The sequence below is a fragment of the Delftia sp. PE138 genome (genome assembly GCF_018320755.1).
In the GTDB taxonomy this organism is placed as follows: Bacteria; Pseudomonadota; Gammaproteobacteria; order Burkholderiales; family Burkholderiaceae_C; genus Comamonas; species Comamonas tsuruhatensis.
This window is the reverse complement of record NZ_JABEPN010000010.1, coordinates 1-16,180: the sequence shown is the minus strand read 5'-3', so window position 1 is coordinate 16,180 and position 16,180 is coordinate 1. Positions and strand designations below refer to the sequence as shown.

The following is a 16,180-nucleotide window of genomic DNA, read 5'->3' as shown; positions in this document are numbered from 1 at the left end:
TGTCAAGCGGCATGCTCGCCGCGTGCGCGCTTCATCTCCAGATAGGACTGGGCTGCTTCCTGGTCTTCGGCCCGGTATGCCACGTTCATGTCCGGGCGATGCACGTCATCGCCCGGACCCTTCAGCCCTGGCAATGCCCGCAGATGATCAAGCAAGGTGGTCTGCGTGTTGGCAGAGGTGATCAAGGGGCGCAGATAGGCATCGAGGTGTCTGCCTTGCGGGTTCTGGATCTCCTGGGTCAGTGCCTTCAGATAAGCCTCCTTGTTGGAGGCCAGCCAGTCGATGGCAAAGCCCGCGCGGTGGCACAGCTCGGCATGGATCAGCAGCATGCTGCGTCCATTTCCGTCGAGAAAGGGATGACCCCAGGCAAACGCGCCCATGACAGCACCAGGTTTGTCGCGCAGGGTGCCTGCATCGTTGCCCATGTCCAGGCCCCATTCGACGGCGCGCTGGCACAGCTCTGACACTTCGAATTGCAGGCCTGCACCCCTGCCGACGAGCCGGCCCACGCCCAGCGCACGCCTGTCCTGGCCGGCCCAGGGGTAGAAGTCGGAAAACAGGATGGCGTGAACGCGCAAAAAATCGCGGTAGCCAATCCGGCCCCGGATGCTTGCTAGAAAGGCAAGTGCTTCTTCCAGGTTGGCCTCGAAAAAGAGGTGTTCCTGGATCTTGACCTCACGGGCGTCTTTCAGTCCTTCAATGTTGCGCAGGTAGCCCGCGCTTTCGAAGTCCCCGAACGGATCGAACATCCTGCACCTCCCTCATGTGATTGGTCATCAGCCTGGCAAGCTGCCGGCCATTGATGACATGTTTTTTCTTCAAGGCCACGAGCAGCTTGCCCGTGCTGTCGAGCTCCACTTCATCTCCTGCAGCGCGTGTGACTGCCTGTGCATAGTCGTCCAGTCCGGTACGCTGGTGTTGGATGTGGTGCGTGCGGGCCAGCCGCTCGACAAACTGGCGTACACCTTTGGTGGGCAGGGCGTTCACGTCTGCGGGCAAGGTTTCGCCGGGTTCATCAGGTGCCGAGGGATTGCGGACATAGCGCACGGCGACATCGCCCAGATTCAGCCTGCGTGAGATGCGCTGGCTGCCTGCATCGATCAGCAGCGTGGCCTGGCCCGCCTCGTTGACCAGATCCACGCTGCGAAACCTGATTCCCAGTCTGTCCAGCACCTCCCTGACCAGCTCATCGCTGGGGGCGAGCAACTGCGGATCGCCGCTGGCGTCGGGCCTTGCCTTGGCATAGATGCCGGCGCCCAGGCGGATCAGGCGGCCGTCCGAGACCAAGTCATGCAAGGCCTCGCTGAGGTGGGAAGCGCTTGCCAATCTGCTCAGATCACGCCGGAGCACGATGTTGCCGGAGCGCTTGCTCAGCGATATCTGAAGTTTGCTGTCCAGGTTCATTCTCTGCCTCAGACGATCTCTACATGGTCTGATTTTAAGGTGTTGTTTTTTCCTTTTATAACAATGGGTTGTGTGCGGATTTCATGCCGCTTGACCAGCAGGGATTGCGATGAAGTCCAACCCCAATTCCAGTGCTGGACGCAATGGCAATCCAAGACCCAATACCGGCAAGCCATGCTCGCTGGTGAGATGACACCCGGACCTTGCACCGGCCGTGTGCGCAGACAATGAAGGTTTGAAGACCGCCGCCCCTTCTGTCTGCCACTTCGAAAGCCATCCATGAACCATTCCTCCCAGCTGCTGTCCACCCTCGCGCCGCTTGGCCGCATCCGCGCCTCCATCAACACCGGCAATCCCATTCTTGCGCGGCTGGATGCCGACGGCCGGCCTGCGGGCGTGTCCATCGACCTGGCCCGGCGCTTTGCGCAGCAGCTGGGGTTGGAGCTGGAACTGGTGGTCTTCGACACGGCCGCCAAGTCGGTGGATGCCGTCACGCGCGAGGAGGCCGACTTCGGCTTCTTTGCCGTGGACCCCGTGCGTGGCGCGGGCATCGGCTTCACGGCACCCTATGTGCTGATCGAGGGCAGCTACCTGGTGCGCCAGGATTCGCCGCTGACCGACAACGCCCAGGTGGACCGGGCCGGGCACACGGTCGTGGTCGGCAAGGGCAGCGCCTATGACCTGTACCTGAGCCGCGAGCTCAAGCATGCGCAGATAGAGCGCGCCGTGTCCTCGCCCGCCGTGGTGCAGGCCTTTGTGGAATCGACGGCCGACGTGGCCGCCGGCGTCAAGCAGCAATTGGAGGCCGATGCCGCCCGCCTGCCCGGCCTGCGCCTGCTGCCGGGCCGCTTCATGGTGATCCAGCAGGCCATGGGCCTGCCCAAGGGGCGGGGCGATGAGGCCCTGCGCGTGCTGGCGGCCTTTGTGGAAGAGGCCAAGGCCTCGGGCTTTGTGGCCGAGGCACTGCAGCGCCACGGCATCCAGGGCGCAGCGGTTGCGCCTGCGGCCTGAAGGTCAGGCGCCGCGCAGCACCAGCAGGTCGATGCTGGCCGGCACGCCCAGGCGCACGGCAAAGCCGGCCCACAGGCCTGCGCCGGCGCTGACGAAGAGCTTCATGGCGCCGACCTCGTACTCGCCGCGCACAAAGCCGTCATTGGCGGGCGCCACCAGCCATTGGTCCATGCCCAGGATCAGGCCGCCGTGCGTATGGCCCGACAGCTGCAGGCCCACGCCGTGGGCCGCGTTGTCGCGGGCGGTCTTGGGCTGGTGGGCCAGCAGCAGGTGGTATTGCGCACCAGCCTCTTTGGCTTGGCGGGCCACGGTGTCGATGTCGGGCGGCACGCCTTCGGGCACGGACGGGTCGGTGTTCTGGCGCGACAGGCGGCCATAGGCCGGATCGCCGATGCCCGACAGCGCCAGGCGCGCGCCCTGCACATCGATCAGCTGCATGCGGTTTTCCAGCAGGTTCAGGCCCAGGCGGCGGAATTCGGCCATCCAGGCGTCGTAGCCGCTGTAGTACTCATGGTTGCCGGGCGCCGCCCAGACGCCGTGGCGTGCCTTGAGCTGCGCCAGCGGCGCGACGTTGGCGCGGCCGCTGCCCACGTCGCCGTCCACCATGTCGCCGGGCAGCACGATGAGGTCGGGCCGCGCCTCCAGCGTGCGGTCCACGATGGTCTGCACATAGCGCGCGTTGTTGATGGGGCTGGCGTGGATGTCGGCCAGCACGGCCACGCGCAGGCCTTCCAGGCCGGTGGGCAGGCCGGGCAGGCGCAGCGTGCGTTCGTGCACCTCGGGCGGGCGCAGCGCATTGGCCACGCCCCAGGCCGACAGCAGGCCCGCCAGGGCCAGTGCGCCGGCCGTGAGCAGCGGTGCGTGCAGGCGCTGCTTCCAGTCCTCGCGCCGGGCCACGGCGGCCAGCGCCCAGAGGCCGTCGCGCAGCACGATGAAGACGGCCAGCATCAGCAGCAGGGCCAGCACCCAGCCGCCCGGCACCTGCAGATAGGCCAGCGTGCGGTACTCGACCGTGCCCTCGCGCAGCAGCACCAGCAGCAGGGCGGGCGTGCAGCCCAGGGCCGCCGTGGCGACGGCCGCCATCAGGCGGGCGCGGCGCGGCATCAGGCGGACGGGCCACCACAGCCACAGGGCCAGTAGCGGGATGACGAGGGCGGCAAGAGTAACCATGGGGAGCAGATCGAGGAAGGCGGGTGAGGCGGCCAGCGCCGGGAGCGGGCGGCAAGGCGAGCGCCGATTGTGCGCAATGCCTTGCATGCCGCTGGCCTGACTTGGCGAAGGCCCTGGCATGCGGGGGTTTTCATGCGGGCGGCACAGGGCCGGCGTATGGAAATCTGCAGCCGCGTGGCGCCGCCGGCATGGCGCGGGGATAATCCAGCCCCTTATGCCTTTGAAGATCAGCTTCCCTGAATCCCTGCCCGTATCCGCCCGCCGTGAGGAAATCATGGAGGCCATGGACCGGCACCAGGTCATCATCGTGTGCGGCGAGACGGGCTCGGGCAAGACCACGCAGCTGCCCAAGATCGCGCTGGCGCTGGGCCGGGGCAAGGTCAACGCCACGCCCGACGACAAGGGCCAGGTGCGCGGCCACCTGATCGGCCACACGCAGCCGCGCCGCATTGCCGCCAGCTCGGTGGCCAAGCGCATTGCCGAGGAGCTGAACACGCCGCTGGGCGATGTGGTGGGCTACAAGGTGCGCTTCCAGGACCGGCTGTCCAAGGACGCCTCGGTCAAGCTGATGACGGACGGCATCCTGCTGGCCGAGACGCAGACCGATCCGCTGCTCAAGGCCTACGACACGCTGATCATCGACGAGGCCCACGAGCGCAGCCTCAACATCGACTTCCTGCTGGGCTACATCAAGCAGATCCTGCCCCGGCGCCCCGACCTCAAGGTGGTGGTGACATCGGCCACCATCGATGCCGAGCGATTTGCCAGGCACTTCGAAGGACCCAAGGGGCCTGCGCCGGTGATCATGGTCTCGGGCCGCACCTACCCCGTGGAGATGCGCTGGCGCCCGTTCGAGGAAAAGCGCGACCATGACCTCAACGACGCCATCGCCGAAGGCGTGGACGAGCTGTGGGCCGGCGGCGCGGGTGGCGACATCCTGGTCTTCCTGCCCGGCGAGCGCGAGATCCGCGAGGCGGCCGACCACCTGCGCAAGCACCTGGCACAGCAGCCCGTGCTGCGCCATGCCGAGGTGCTGCCGCTGTTCTCGCGCCTGTCGCAGGCCGAGCAGGACCGCATCTTCGACAGCCACACGGGCCGGCGCATCGTGCTGGCCACCAACGTGGCCGAGACCTCGCTGACCGTGCCCGGCATCCGCTATGTGATCGATGCGGGCACGGCGCGCGTCAAGCGCTATTCCTTCCGCAGCAAGGTCGAGCAGCTGCTGGTCGAGCCCATCAGCCAGGCAGCGGCCAACCAGCGCGCCGGCCGTTGCGGCCGCGTGGCCAACGGCATCTGCATCCGCCTGTACGACGAGGCCGACTTCGGCACGCGCGCGCGCTTCACCGACCCTGAAATCCTGCGCTCCTCGCTGGCCGGCGTCATCCTGCGCATGAAGTCGCTGGGCCTGGGCGACGTGGTGAACTTTCCCTTCCTCGAAGCGCCCTCGGGCCGTGCCATTGCCGACGGCTACCAGCTGCTGGGCGAGCTGGGCGCCGTGGACGAGCGCGGCGAGCTGCTGCCCATGGGCCGCGAGCTGTCGCGCCTGCCGCTGGACCCGCGCGTGGGCCGCATGATCCTGGAGGCGCGCACGCGCGGCGCCGTGGCCGAGGTGCTGGTCATCGCCTCCGCCCTGTCCGTGCAGGACGTGCGCGACCGGCCGCTGGAGGCCCAGCAGCAGGCCGACCAGCAGCACGCCAAGTTCGACGACGAGAAAAGCGAATTCAGCGGCTACCTGCGCCTGTGGAAATGGCTGCAGGATGCGCGCGGTGGCAAGGTGGTTGCCAAGAGCCGCAAGGAAATGGCCACGGCCCAGGCACCGGCTGCCAAGCCGTCGGCGCGCAATGCCGCCTTCCTGCCCGTGGCCCAGCGCAGCGGCGGGCAGAGCGTGGCCGCCCCGGCGGCCGAGGCGTTGGCGGCCTTCCATCCGCAGGACACCGGTCCCGGCACGGATGACGAGCCCTCGCACAAGCTCAGCAACCGCCAGTGGGAGCAGCTGCTGCGCCAGAACTTCATCAACATCCGCCGCGTGCGCGAATGGCGCGACATCCACTCGCAGCTGCTGACCGTGGTCAACGAGCACAAGTGGAAGGTCAACACCGAGCCTGCGGGCTACGACGCCGTGCACCTGTCCATGCTGTCCGGCCTGCTGGGCAACCTGGGCTACAAGGGCGATGAAAGCGACGCCTACCTGGGCGCGCGCGGCATCCGCTTCCATCCGCACCCGGGCGCCCACCTGTCCAAGAAGCCGGGGCGCTGGATCGTGGCGGCCGAGCTGGTGGAAACCTCGCGCCTGTACGGCCGGGGCATCGCCGCCATCGATCCGCAGTGGCTGGAGGAAGTCGGCGCCCACCTGCTCAAGAAGCAGCTGCTCGATCCGCACTGGTCCAAGAACCAGGCCGACGTGGTGGCGCTGGAGCGCGCCACGCTCTACGGCCTGGTGGTCTACAACGGCCGGCGCATGAGCTATGGCCGCATCGATCCGCAGTCTGCGCGCGAGATCTTCATCCGCCAGGCCCTGGTGGAGGGGCAGTGGGACACGCGCTGGCACTTCCTGCCCGCCAACCTCAAGCTGGTGCGCAAGGTCGAGGAGCTGGAGCACAAGAGCCGCCGCCAGGACGTGCTGGTCGATGACGAGCTGATCTACGCCTTCTACGACCAGCAGATCCCCAAGGACGTGTTCAGCGGCGCCACCTTCGACCATTGGTTCCGCGAGGCGGCCAAGGAAAACGCCGACCTGCTGCGCCTGTCGCGCGACGAACTGATGCGCCACGAGGCTGCCGGCATCACCACCCAGGCCTTTCCCAAGGTGGTCAAGCTCGGCGGCGTGGACTGCACGGCCAGCTACCTGCACAGCCCGGGCGACGCGCGTGACGGCATCACCGTCACCGTGCCGCTGTTCGTGCTCAACCAGGTCAGCGACGAGCGCGTGGAATGGCTGGTGCCCGGCATGCTCAAGGACAAGCTCCAGGCCCTGCTCAAGAGCCTTCCGCAGCGCCCGCGCAGCCGCTTCGTGCCCCTGCCCGAAAGCGCCCAGCGCCTGGCCGAACTCTTCACCACGCCCGAGCGCTGGGGCCAGGGATCGCTGATCGATGCCCTGCTCAAGCAGGTGCGCGACGAGACCTCGCTGGACGTCAAGCGCGCCGACTTCAAGCTGGACATGCTCAGCCCGCACCTGTTCATGAACTTCCGCATCACGGACGAGCATGGACGCCAACTGGGCCAGGGCCGCAACCTGGGCGCGCTCAAGGCCGAACTGGGCGCCAAGGCGCGCGGCGCCTTCCAGGCGCTGGCCGCGCTGAAGGTGGCGTCGGTCACGGAGGCCCCTGCTGCACCCGCTGCCAACGCTGCTACCGCACCCGAAACCGGCAGGAAGCCTGCGCCCGCTGCCAAGGCGGAAAAGCCCGACCAGGCCGTGCCTGCCAGGAATGCCAAGCCCAGCCAGCCCGCCGACAGCCGCTACAAGGAATGGAGCTTTGGCGAGCTGCCCGAGCTGATGGAGATCGGCCGGGGCGGGCAGACGCTGATCGGCTTCCCTGCGCTGATCGACCATGGCGATGCCGTCGGCATCGAGGTCTTCGACGAGCCCGAGGTCGCGGCCGCGCGCCACCGCGTGGGCCTGCGCCGCCTGTTCGCGCTGCAGATCCGCGACGCGCTCAAGTACCTGGAAAAGAACATTCCAGACCTGCAGAAGATGGCCGTCGCCTACATGCCGCTGGGCACGCAGGAGGAACTGCGCGAGCAGATCATCGACGTGGCCATAGACCGCGCCTTCCTGCAGGAGCCGCTGCCCACCAACGACGCGCAGTTCAAGCAGCGCGTGCAGGACGGGCGCGGCCGGCTGACGCTGATCGCCAACGAGGTGGCGCGCATGGCCTCCACCATCCTGGTCGAGTACGCGGCGGCCCAGCGCAAGATCAAGGACACCAAGAACGCGCCCGACGCCACGGCCGACGCCGCCCAGCAACTGCAGCGCCTGGTGCCCAAGAACTTCATCGCAGCCGCGCCCTGGACCCAGCTGCAGCACTACGCGCGCTACCTCAAGGCCATCACCAGCCGGCTGGACAAGTACCGCGCCGACCCTGCGCGCGACGCCAGCCGCCTGGCCGAGCTGCGCCCGCTGGAGCAGCGCTACTGGCGCCTGGTGGCCGAGCGCAAGGGCCACATCGATGCGCGCATGCAGGAGTACCGCTGGATGCTGGAGGAGCTGCGCGTGAGCTTCTTCGCCCAGGAGCTGCGCACGCCTTACCCGGTCAGCATCAAGCGGCTGGACAAGGTCTGGCAGCAGCTGCAGAACTAGCGCCGTGCCGGCCTGCGGCCCTTCCGCGATCGGGAGGGCCGCAGGCCATGGTTCAACGCGGCATCGCCACCTTCACCGGCACGCAGCCGGTTGGAGCGATGCAAGGCCCAAGGCCGTTTGCGCCATCACAGAGATGGGGCATTTTTCAAAGCATGGGTGATCTGTGCAGAACCTGCACAGATGCTGGCCGCTCCATGGCGTTGTGGTGGGCCCTGTGCGTTTCTAGACTGCAGGCATCAACCACTTCCCGTTTCCAGGAGCGCTGCATGTCCCTCGCAGAACAGGCCAGCCAGGCCACCCAATCCACCAGCCATCCCACCCTCCGCGCCCTGTCAGGCGCGCCGGGGCGCAGCCAGTTGCCACGGGGTGCCACGGCGCTGCTGGTCATCGACTTCCAGAACGAGTACTTCAGCGGCCGCCTGCCCATCCCGCGCGGCCCGCAGGCCTTGGAACAGGCACGGCGCCTGCTGCAATGGGCCGATGCCGGGCAGGTTGCCGTGTTCCACATCCAGCACATTGCCCCGGAAGGTGCACCCGTGTTCGCCGTCAATGGCAGCACCGTCCAGTTCCACCCCGGCCTGCAGCCGCGCGCGGGCGACACCGTGGTGCAAAAGCGCAGCGTCAGCGCCTTCGTCGGCACCGACCTGGCCGACCAGCTGCGCGCGCGTGGCATCACCACCGTGGTCATCTGCGGCCTCATGACGCACGCCTGCGTGGCCGGCGCCGCACGCGATGCCGCGCCGCTGGGCTTCGAGGTCGTCGTGGCCAGCGACGCCGTGGCCACACGTGCCATCACGCGCAGCAATGGCGAATCCGTGGACGCCGACAGCCTGCACCGTGCCGCGCTGGCCGAGATCGAGGATGTGTTCGGCGATGTCATGCCCACCGCGCATGTGGTGCAGCTGCCCCTGCGCTGAGCCTGCAGGCAGGGCCCGCGCATCGTCTCCTAGCGAGAATCCACGGCGTTGCCGTACTCCGTCGTGGTGCTGGCCGCATCCTTGCGCACCGGCACGGCGATCTGCTCGAACACATTGCCTTCGATCACAACGCCTTTGGACTCCAGCAGGTTGATGCCTGCCTGGGGTTCCTCTTCCTTCTTTCTGAACAGCCCGCTGCGCTTCACGATGAAGCGGTTGTTGCGGATGATGGAACCATCGGCATCGCGCAGCTTGAGGATGGCGGGCAGCGGGGCCTTGTCGCGCGGGTCCATGTGCACGATGAAGGTATTGCCCTCCACCAGCGAGCGCGGGCCGTACAGATAGACGGCGGTGCGGCCATCGACCTCGATGGTGTTGTTGCGCACCACGTTGTCGGAGCCGGCCATNCTGAACAGCCCGCTGCGCTTCACGATGAAGCGGTTGTTGCGGATGATGGAACCATCGGCATCGCGCAGCTTGAGGATGGCGGGCAGCGGGGCCTTGTCGCGCGGGTCCATGTGCACGATGAAGGTATTGCCCTCCACCAGCGAGCGCGGGCCGTACAGATAGACGGCGGTGCGGCCATCGACCTCGATGGTGTTGTTGCGCACCACGTTGTCGGAGCCGGCCATGATGACGGCGCGGCCGCCGGATTTGATTTGGAGGTTTTCTGCGGTGTAGAAGGTGGGAGGGAAATAATCCCAAGGTATTTTGTTAAAAGCCTCGGTTTCCGGGTTCCAGTTGGATTCTTTTGTAACAGCAGTGTCTTCTGTTAGCATTTTCATTCTTTTATTTATCATAATATTTGGCGCCATCTCAACACCTATGCCAAAAACCCCAGGAGTCTCTATTTTTCCGTTATGAACTTTTAAAAAAACTTGATCATTGCCCAATATTCCTATTCCATTTACATTCTTAAATGGTCTACCGGAGATTAGATGTTCTCTCAAATCCAATTCAGATAGACTGCTTTTGTAAAAAGTCAGTACGCTTCCATTGCCTTGACTATCCGTGGGTGAGCCATGCACTGTTCCACCCTCTATCCAGTCAATGGCCTTTCGCTGTATAAAATCGTGAATTACACAATAGCGGCCATTGCCTCTAATAGCCGCTGCTATAGGGTAATAGCCTCCGAGATATTTAATCGCTTTGCACCCTTCCGGTAGGGGGGAAGTATCGCTAGGTGGGTGACGACGCTCCGCCCATTCTTCTGTTGTTGGCTGTTTTTTTTGATTTGAATGACATTCAATCAATAGTGCGGAATTAAGCATCAAGAATAGAGTGATCATACCTCTTTGCATACGCTGCTCCCCGGAAGGCAAACCCCTGGGTATTTTTCTTCCTGTCCGATAAGATTTCCTAGAAAAATCTCTCTATTGATTTGCGCCTGATCTTTATCATATTTTTCGCTCATCTTATCAAGAAAATTTATTTCTTGATTTTCTTTGTCATTCTTTCCTTTTGGATTTAATTTGCCATTGGCAATGAATCTATTAACGGATTTTTGCAGGAAATCGATCTTCTTTGGAAATTCTTTCCCTTCCTCTCTAATTGCATTGAATCTCTCGAGCACATTCCTGATCTCCTCAAACCCCAGCGCAGGCCTAGTTCCATACGCCGTCAAAAACTCATAAACCGCTTTCTCCCCTTGCAGCGATCGATACTCCCGCTTGTCCCAATAAGGCACCTCTGGGTCAGGCATATTCCCCAGTATTGGCATGTCCTCGTCATAGGTGTAATCCGGCTCGGACCCCGCAAACCCATGCCCTATGCCCAGCTTCACGCTGATGGCATCGAACGGCCGGTTGTCCTTGTCCCGGTGGCTGAAGGTGTCCAGGTAGGAGTGCAGGAATTCGCCCAGGAACTGGTATTCGGCACAGGGCTGGGCCGGGTTGCCCAGCCGGCTGGCGTTGAGCAGGTTGTTCAGTTGCGGGCTCAGGTTGCCCACCACGCTGTTGACGTTGTCGTTGGCGTACTGGGGCAGCGTGGTTCCTCTGTCGTCGGACAGGTTGTCTCCACATACTGCGAAGCCAGCACCGTGATGCGCGCCCCGGCTCGTAGTCCAGGTCGGCGGCCAGGGCCAGGAAGAAGACCTGTAGTAGTGCATGTCCTCCTGGTACAGCCCGTGGTATCGATCCGGTTGAGTGGGTTGCCGCATATGGCCGTCGAATACCTCCATTCCATCAGGGGCTGCCTTTTGAAATGTTTCCACTCTCCGTTGTGGTACTGGCTGCATCCTTGCGCACCGGCAATGTGATCTCTTCAAACACATTGCCTTCGATCACAACGCCTTTGGACTCCAGCAGGTTGATGCCTGCCTGGGGTTCCTCTTCCTTCTTTCTGAACAGCCCGCTGCGCTTCACGATGAAGCGGTTGTTGCGGATGATGGAACCATCGGCATCGCGCAGCTTGAGGATGGCGGGCAGCGGGGCCTTGTCGCGCGGGTCCATGTGCACGATGAAGGTATTGCCCTCCACCAGCGAGCGCGGGCCGTACAGATAGACGGCGGTGCGGCCATCGACCTCGATGGTGTTGTTGCGCACCACGTTGTCGGAGCCGGCCATNCTGAACAGCCCGCTGCGCTTCACGATGAAGCGGTTGTTGCGGATGATGGAACCATCGGCATCGCGCAGCTTGAGGATGGCGGGCAGCGGGGCCTTGTCGCGCGGGTCCATGTGCACGATGAAGGTATTGCCCTCCACCAGCGAGCGCGGGCCGTACAGATAGACGGCGGTGCGGCCATCGACCTCGATGGTGTTGTTGCGCACCACGTTGTCGGAGCCGGCCATGATGACGGCGCGGCCGCCGGATTTGATTTGGAGGTTTTCTGCGGTGTAGAAGGTGGGAGGGAAATAATCCCAAGGGATTTTATTGAATTTTTGGGTTTCGATGTTCCATCTGGAATTTTCTATTACAGGAAAGTCTTCCTCCAGTTTCTCAATTCTATTGCGTGCACCCAATTTAGGAGAAAGTTCTACGCCAATACCCGATAGACCTGGAGTTTCTATTATTCCATTATGAACTCTTAGATTGAAAACTACCTCTCCACCAGATAATATTCCAATGCCGCTATTATTATTAAATGGTCTTCCTGTAACAAGATGTCCTCGCAAATCAAGGTCAGCATTATTACTGTGGTAGAAATCTAAAATTGCACCTCGTGGGTTACCACGTTCTATTCCCCCTTCGATCCAGTCACGCGCTTTACGCTGCACAAAGTCATGAATGACGCAGTGACGGCCAGAACCTTCAAAAGCTTCCGTGATAGGGTAGTAGCCACCTCTATACTTGACGGGCTTGCACCCCTCAGGCAGCGGGCCCTTGTCGCTAGGTGGATGGCGGCGCGCTGCCCATTCTTCCGTCGTGAGTGGTTTCTTGGGGAAAGCTTGGCAGCTTGCAAAGACAATGCAAGCAAAAGCAGAAAAATAGAGAAAAACTATACTTCTTTGCATATTTTACTGCCTGGCAAGCAAACGCCTGGATATTTATGTTCTTGACCTGCAAGGTTTTCTAAGTATTTACCTCTATTTTTCTCTGCCTCTTTTATTTTATATTCATCGCTACCTCCCTTTTCTATATTTATTTCCACAATTCTGGTTTTTTCGCTATTTTCTGTGTTTTTGGTTAGTTTAAGTTTTCCATCCTTAATCAGTTTATTAATGGTCTCTTTCAAAAATCTAGCCTTTCCAGGAAAATCCGCACCCTCTTCCCTGATTGCATTGAATCTCTCGAGCACATTCCTGATCTCCTCAAACCCCAGCGCAGGGCTAGTTCCATACGCCGTTAAAAACTCATAAACCGCCTTCTCCCCTTGCAGCGATCGATACTCCCGCTTGTCCCAATAAGGCACTTCTGGATCAGGCATATTTCCCAGTATTGGCATGTCCTCGTCATAGGTGTAATCCGGCTCGGACCCCGCAAACCCATGCCCTATGCCCAGCTTCGCGCTGATGGCATCGAACGGCCGGTTGTCCTTGTCCCGGTGGCTGAAGGTGTCCAGGTAGGAGTGCAGGAATTCGCCCAGGAACTGGTATTCGGCACAGGGCTGGGCCGGGTTGCCCAGCCGGCTGGCGTTGAGCAGGTTGTTCAGTTGCGGGCTCAGGTTGCCCACCACGCTGTTGACGTTGTCGTTGGCGTACTGGGGCAGCGTGGTGCCCTTGTCGTCGGACAGCGTGAAGTGGTACCACAGCAGTTGCCGGTGGTTCTTGAAGATCGAGCCCACCGTGGTGAGGGTGTTGGCATCGTCCAGCGGCTTGGTGATGGGGTTGTCATCCACGTACTGCGAAGCCAGCGCCGTGATGCGCGCAGGTTCGTAGTCCAGGCCGGCGGCCAGGGCCAGGAAGAAGACCATGTAGTAGTGCATGTCCTCCTGGTACAGCCCGGTGGGATCGATGCGGTTGAGCGGGTCGCCGCCGGCATACAGGTAGGCATCGGGCCCGTCCGGGTAGCCCAGCGGGTCCGGCTGCAGGTAGCGGCCGCTGGCCGGGTCGTAGCTGCGGTGCCAGTTGTCGTGCAGTCCGCTTTCCTCGTCGAAGTACTGGCCCGGCAGGCGCAGGTTGAGCACGGCCTGCTGCCGGGGCAGGCTTGTGTGGCCGGCCTGATGCATGGCCGGCGCTCCCCAGGGCGTCTGGCGGGCACGCCAGACCACGCGCTGGCCTGCGTCCGTCATGGCCTGCGGACTGCCCCGGTGGTCGTTGTGGATGTGCAGCATGCGCGCCTTGCCGCTGGCGTTGTCCCGGTTGTGCGCGGATTCCAGCTTGGCGATGGGCAGGGTGCGAGTCCCCTCGCTCAGGTACAGGTACTGGCTGGTGATGCGGCCTTCGCCATCCATTTCCGCGACGAGCCGGTTGTCCTGCCACAGGTAGTGGCTGTGCGTTTGCCCATCGCCCTGGTGCACGGTCTTGCCCACGCGCTGGCCCAGGCTGTTGTAGCGGTAGCTGGCGATGGGCCGGTCCTGGTGGTCGCTGATGCCCTGGAGCTGTCCTGCCTCGGTGTAGGTGTAGCGGTGCAGCGCATCTTGGACGGTGCGGCCCTGGCTGTCGCGCTGCACGGGCGCTGGTGCTGACGGTGCGTTGTCCTGCACTAGCCTGCCGAAGCCCTGGTAGCGGTAGTCGGTCTTGTGCAGGCCCGCTGGTGGCCCCTCCTGCTCGATGGCGCGTATGCGCGGGCCCACGCCGTAGCGGTAGCGCTGGCTGAGGATGGGTGCGCTGCCTTGCGATGTGCCTTGTGATGTGCCTTGCCCGGTGGTCTGCTGCGTGAGGCGCCCGGCAATGTCGTATTGGCGCGAGGTGGCCAGGCCATTGCCTGCCGTGTAGTGCTGCAGGCCGTTGAAGGCGTCTGTTTGGATGTCGCCGACCACCGTCTGCACGGGCAGCAGGCGTTCGAGCAAGCCTGTGGCGCCGGCGCCCAGCCAGTGGTCGCTGGCCTGCAGCAGGCCGGCCACCCAGGCGCTTTGCAGTTGCAGCCCTTGCACGCTGGCGCCTTCGCTGGCGGGGCCGCGCCGGGTGACGAGTACGCGGCCATCGGCCAGGGTGCGGCTGTGGACCCGGCCGTCCGGGCCATAGCGCGTGGCGGTGCGATAGGTATGTTCGGCCTTGCCGTCGGGCGTGGCCAGCGCAATGGTGCGTGCCAAGGGGCGGCCCAGGGCGTCGTATTCGATGGACTCGCGCTGCCAATTGCTGTCGATGGTCTGCAGCAGCCGGCCCTGGTAGTGCAGCCGGGTTTGCGAGGAAGAGCGACGATCTGCCCCGGGCGCCGCTTCGTAGCGCTTGGCCAGCAGACGCCCGCTGGGGGCGTACTGGTAGTGGGTGCTGCTGCCGTCGGCGCGGGTGTGCACCAGCAATTGATCGGCTTCGTTGTAGCGTGCGCTTTGGCGGCCATGATCGGCAAGCTGAAGCCAGACGGTGCGGCCGAAGTCGTCGTGCAGGGCCTGGCGGCGTTCGGCGGGTTGGGTGCTCCGGGATTGGCTGGTGATCTGCTCCATCGCCGCGCTGGCCGGGCCTTGCAATGCCAGCCGTACCGACCCATCGGGCGTTTGCGACAGGCTGGCATGGAGACTGCCGTTGTCCAGCCAGCGCGTGCGGGTGTCGTCGCCATCGGTGTGCTGGAGCAACTCGCCCGCGTCGCCGTAGGTGTAGCTGTCCAGGCGCCCATCGGGCAGGAGGCGGTGGCTCAGGCGCCCTTGCGCATTCCAGCCGTAGTAGGCCGCACGTTCGGGGAGGTCCTGGCCTTCGCGGTACAGGCCCAGCCGCTTGATGCGGCCTTCGCTGTCGCGTTCGATCTGGCCCCGGTTGCCCAGGCCATCGAGCCTAGCCTGGGTGCTGCCCTGGTAGGCCCAGGTGATGCTGCGGCCTGCCGTGTCGATGGCCTGGCTGGGGCGGCCCAGGGCGTCGTGGCGGATGCGGTATGGATTCAGGCTCAGCCGGCTGCTGGCGCGGGGCTGGCCATCGGCATCGAGCAGCCAGCCGCTGGTGGTGATTTCTTCGGCCTGCAGGGCGTTGGCGGACGGGGGGCTGTAGCGCATTTGGCGCTGAAGGCGCCGCACGCCGTCGTCTTCGGTGCGGGTCGTGATGCGCCCGGCCTGGTCATGCTCCAGCGCCACGGCGGTGCCATCGGGCTGCAGCACGCGCGTGACGTGGCTGCCGCTGCGGTCCCAGCGCAGCCGCGTGAGATCGTTCTGCGCCGGGCTGCCGTCGTCATAGCCTGCCAGCGAGGTGGGCAGCGGCCCGTCGATGTCCACCAGCACGCTGCGGCCGTTGATCTCGGTGTAGCGGTAGCGCGTGCTGCGTTCGATGGGCGTGGCGCCGTCCGCATTGCCTGCGGGCTGGCCCTGGGCATCCAATGGGCTGAAGCCCGTCTCGGTGATCTGCAGCGGCTGGCGGCTGCTGTTGTAGCGGATGCGGATCTGGTGTTCGCGCCCGGGCACGACGCTGGGCCGGGCGATGAGTTCGGGCGCGTATTGCTTCCAGGGGTCCTTGCCGTAGCCGTAGCGCACCTGCAGCTGCGGGGCCCGGGCTTGGCCTTGTGTGTAGGCGATGCGGTACACGGCCAGCGGGCGGCCGAAGGGGTCCAGCTCGGTGCGCGTGCCTTCCAGCGGGCGGCCTGCGGGATCGAGCCGCGTGGCGTCGGTCAGGCGCCCTTGCGCGTCGTACCGGTAGCGCATGTCGCCGGGGCCGCAGCTGGCGCAGCCCGGGCCGCGCACTTCAAGCAATCGCCATTGCCCGCCAATGGTGTCGTAGTGGTAGGTGGTTGTTTGCCCAAGGCTGTTGGTGAGGGTGTTCTTCCAGGGCTGGCTGAGGTCCAGGGTGACTTTTTCCTGCTGGCTGTCCGGCGGGCCGCGCACGCTCAAGATGGCGCGGCCGGTGTCGCCGTAGGCGTAGCT

General features: G+C 64.0%; 10 protein-coding genes. 3 read left to right on the top strand and 7 right to left on the bottom strand.

What is annotated here, in order from left to right; all coding sequences use genetic code 11:
• Nucleotides 1-2 precede the first annotated feature (2 nt).
• Nucleotides 3-749, bottom strand: a complete 747-nt coding sequence (locus HFGMBDPB_RS25825) for a Fic/DOC family protein (protein WP_212646552.1) — start codon at nt 747-749, stop codon at nt 3-5.
• A complete protein-coding gene (locus HFGMBDPB_RS25820) occupies nt 697-1,404 on the bottom strand; it encodes a hypothetical protein (RefSeq protein ID WP_016448230.1) in 708 nt (235 codons plus the stop codon). The genes HFGMBDPB_RS25825 and HFGMBDPB_RS25820 overlap by 53 nt, the downstream gene beginning before the upstream one ends.
• Before the next feature lie 279 nt (nt 1,405-1,683).
• On the opposite strand from HFGMBDPB_RS25820, the gene HFGMBDPB_RS25815 reads away from it, so the two are divergent.
• Nucleotides 1,684-2,415 (top strand): ABC transporter substrate-binding protein, encoded by a 732-nt coding sequence (locus HFGMBDPB_RS25815; RefSeq protein WP_212646551.1) that lies wholly within the window; start codon nt 1,684-1,686, stop codon nt 2,413-2,415.
• Nucleotides 2,416-2,418: 3 nt separating this feature from the next.
• Here HFGMBDPB_RS25815 and HFGMBDPB_RS25810 read toward each other — a convergent pair whose 3' ends face one another.
• Nucleotides 2,419-3,585 carry a metallophosphoesterase gene (locus tag HFGMBDPB_RS25810; RefSeq protein WP_249343712.1) on the bottom strand — a complete coding sequence of 389 codons (1,167 nt, stop codon included), beginning with the start codon at nt 3,583-3,585 and terminating at the stop codon, nt 2,419-2,421.
• A 214-nt stretch (nt 3,586-3,799) separates the two neighbouring features.
• Here HFGMBDPB_RS25810 and hrpA point away from each other — a divergent pair, with 214 nt between their 5' ends.
• A complete protein-coding gene (hrpA, locus tag HFGMBDPB_RS25805; RefSeq protein WP_212646549.1) occupies nt 3,800-7,882 on the top strand; it encodes an ATP-dependent RNA helicase HrpA in 4,083 nt (1,360 codons plus the stop codon).
• A gap of 266 nt (nt 7,883-8,148) precedes the next feature.
• Nucleotides 8,149-8,799 carry a cysteine hydrolase family protein gene (locus HFGMBDPB_RS25800; protein ID WP_212646548.1) on the top strand — a complete coding sequence of 217 codons (651 nt, stop codon included), beginning with the start codon at nt 8,149-8,151 and terminating at the stop codon, nt 8,797-8,799.
• A gap of 29 nt (nt 8,800-8,828) precedes the next feature.
• Here HFGMBDPB_RS25800 and HFGMBDPB_RS25795 read toward each other — a convergent pair whose 3' ends face one another.
• From HFGMBDPB_RS25795 to HFGMBDPB_RS25780, 4 genes are all read right to left on the bottom strand, one after another.
• Nucleotides 8,829-9,578 (bottom strand): right-handed parallel beta-helix repeat-containing protein, encoded by a 750-nt coding sequence (locus HFGMBDPB_RS25795; RefSeq protein ID WP_212646547.1) that lies wholly within the window; start codon nt 9,576-9,578, stop codon nt 8,829-8,831.
• Nucleotides 9,579-10,084: 506 nt separating this feature from the next.
• A complete protein-coding gene (locus HFGMBDPB_RS25790) occupies nt 10,085-10,906 on the bottom strand; it encodes a DUF3939 domain-containing protein (protein ID WP_249343707.1) in 822 nt (273 codons plus the stop codon).
• Between the two features lie 76 nt (nt 10,907-10,982).
• The gene (locus HFGMBDPB_RS29945; RefSeq protein WP_283248057.1) at nt 10,983-12,251 is read right to left on the bottom strand and encodes a right-handed parallel beta-helix repeat-containing protein; all 1,269 of its coding nucleotides are present in this window, start codon (nt 12,249-12,251) and stop codon (nt 10,983-10,985) included.
• Nucleotides 12,236-16,180: RHS repeat-associated core domain-containing protein (locus HFGMBDPB_RS25780; protein WP_212646546.1), on the bottom strand; the 3,945-nt coding region annotated here is incomplete at its 5' end. The genes HFGMBDPB_RS25780 and HFGMBDPB_RS29945, both read right to left, overlap by 16 nt.

Coding starts and splice junctions, on each gene's coding strand:
- HFGMBDPB_RS25800 (WP_212646548.1), top strand. CDS start 8,149: ATGTCCCTCGCAGAACAGGCCAGCCAGGCCACCCAATCCACCAGCCAT.
- HFGMBDPB_RS25820 (WP_016448230.1), bottom strand. CDS start 1,404: ATGAACCTGGACAGCAAACTTCAGATATCGCTGAGCAAGCGCTCCGGC.
- hrpA (WP_212646549.1), top strand. CDS start 3,800: ATGCCTTTGAAGATCAGCTTCCCTGAATCCCTGCCCGTATCCGCCCGC.
- HFGMBDPB_RS25815 (WP_212646551.1), top strand. CDS start 1,684: ATGAACCATTCCTCCCAGCTGCTGTCCACCCTCGCGCCGCTTGGCCGC.
- HFGMBDPB_RS25810 (WP_249343712.1), bottom strand. CDS start 3,585: ATGGTTACTCTTGCCGCCCTCGTCATCCCGCTACTGGCCCTGTGGCTG.
- HFGMBDPB_RS25790 (WP_249343707.1), bottom strand. CDS start 10,906: ATGCACTACTACAGGTCTTCTTCCTGGCCCTGGCCGCCGACCTGGACT.
- HFGMBDPB_RS25825 (WP_212646552.1), bottom strand. CDS start 749: ATGTTCGATCCGTTCGGGGACTTCGAAAGCGCGGGCTACCTGCGCAAC.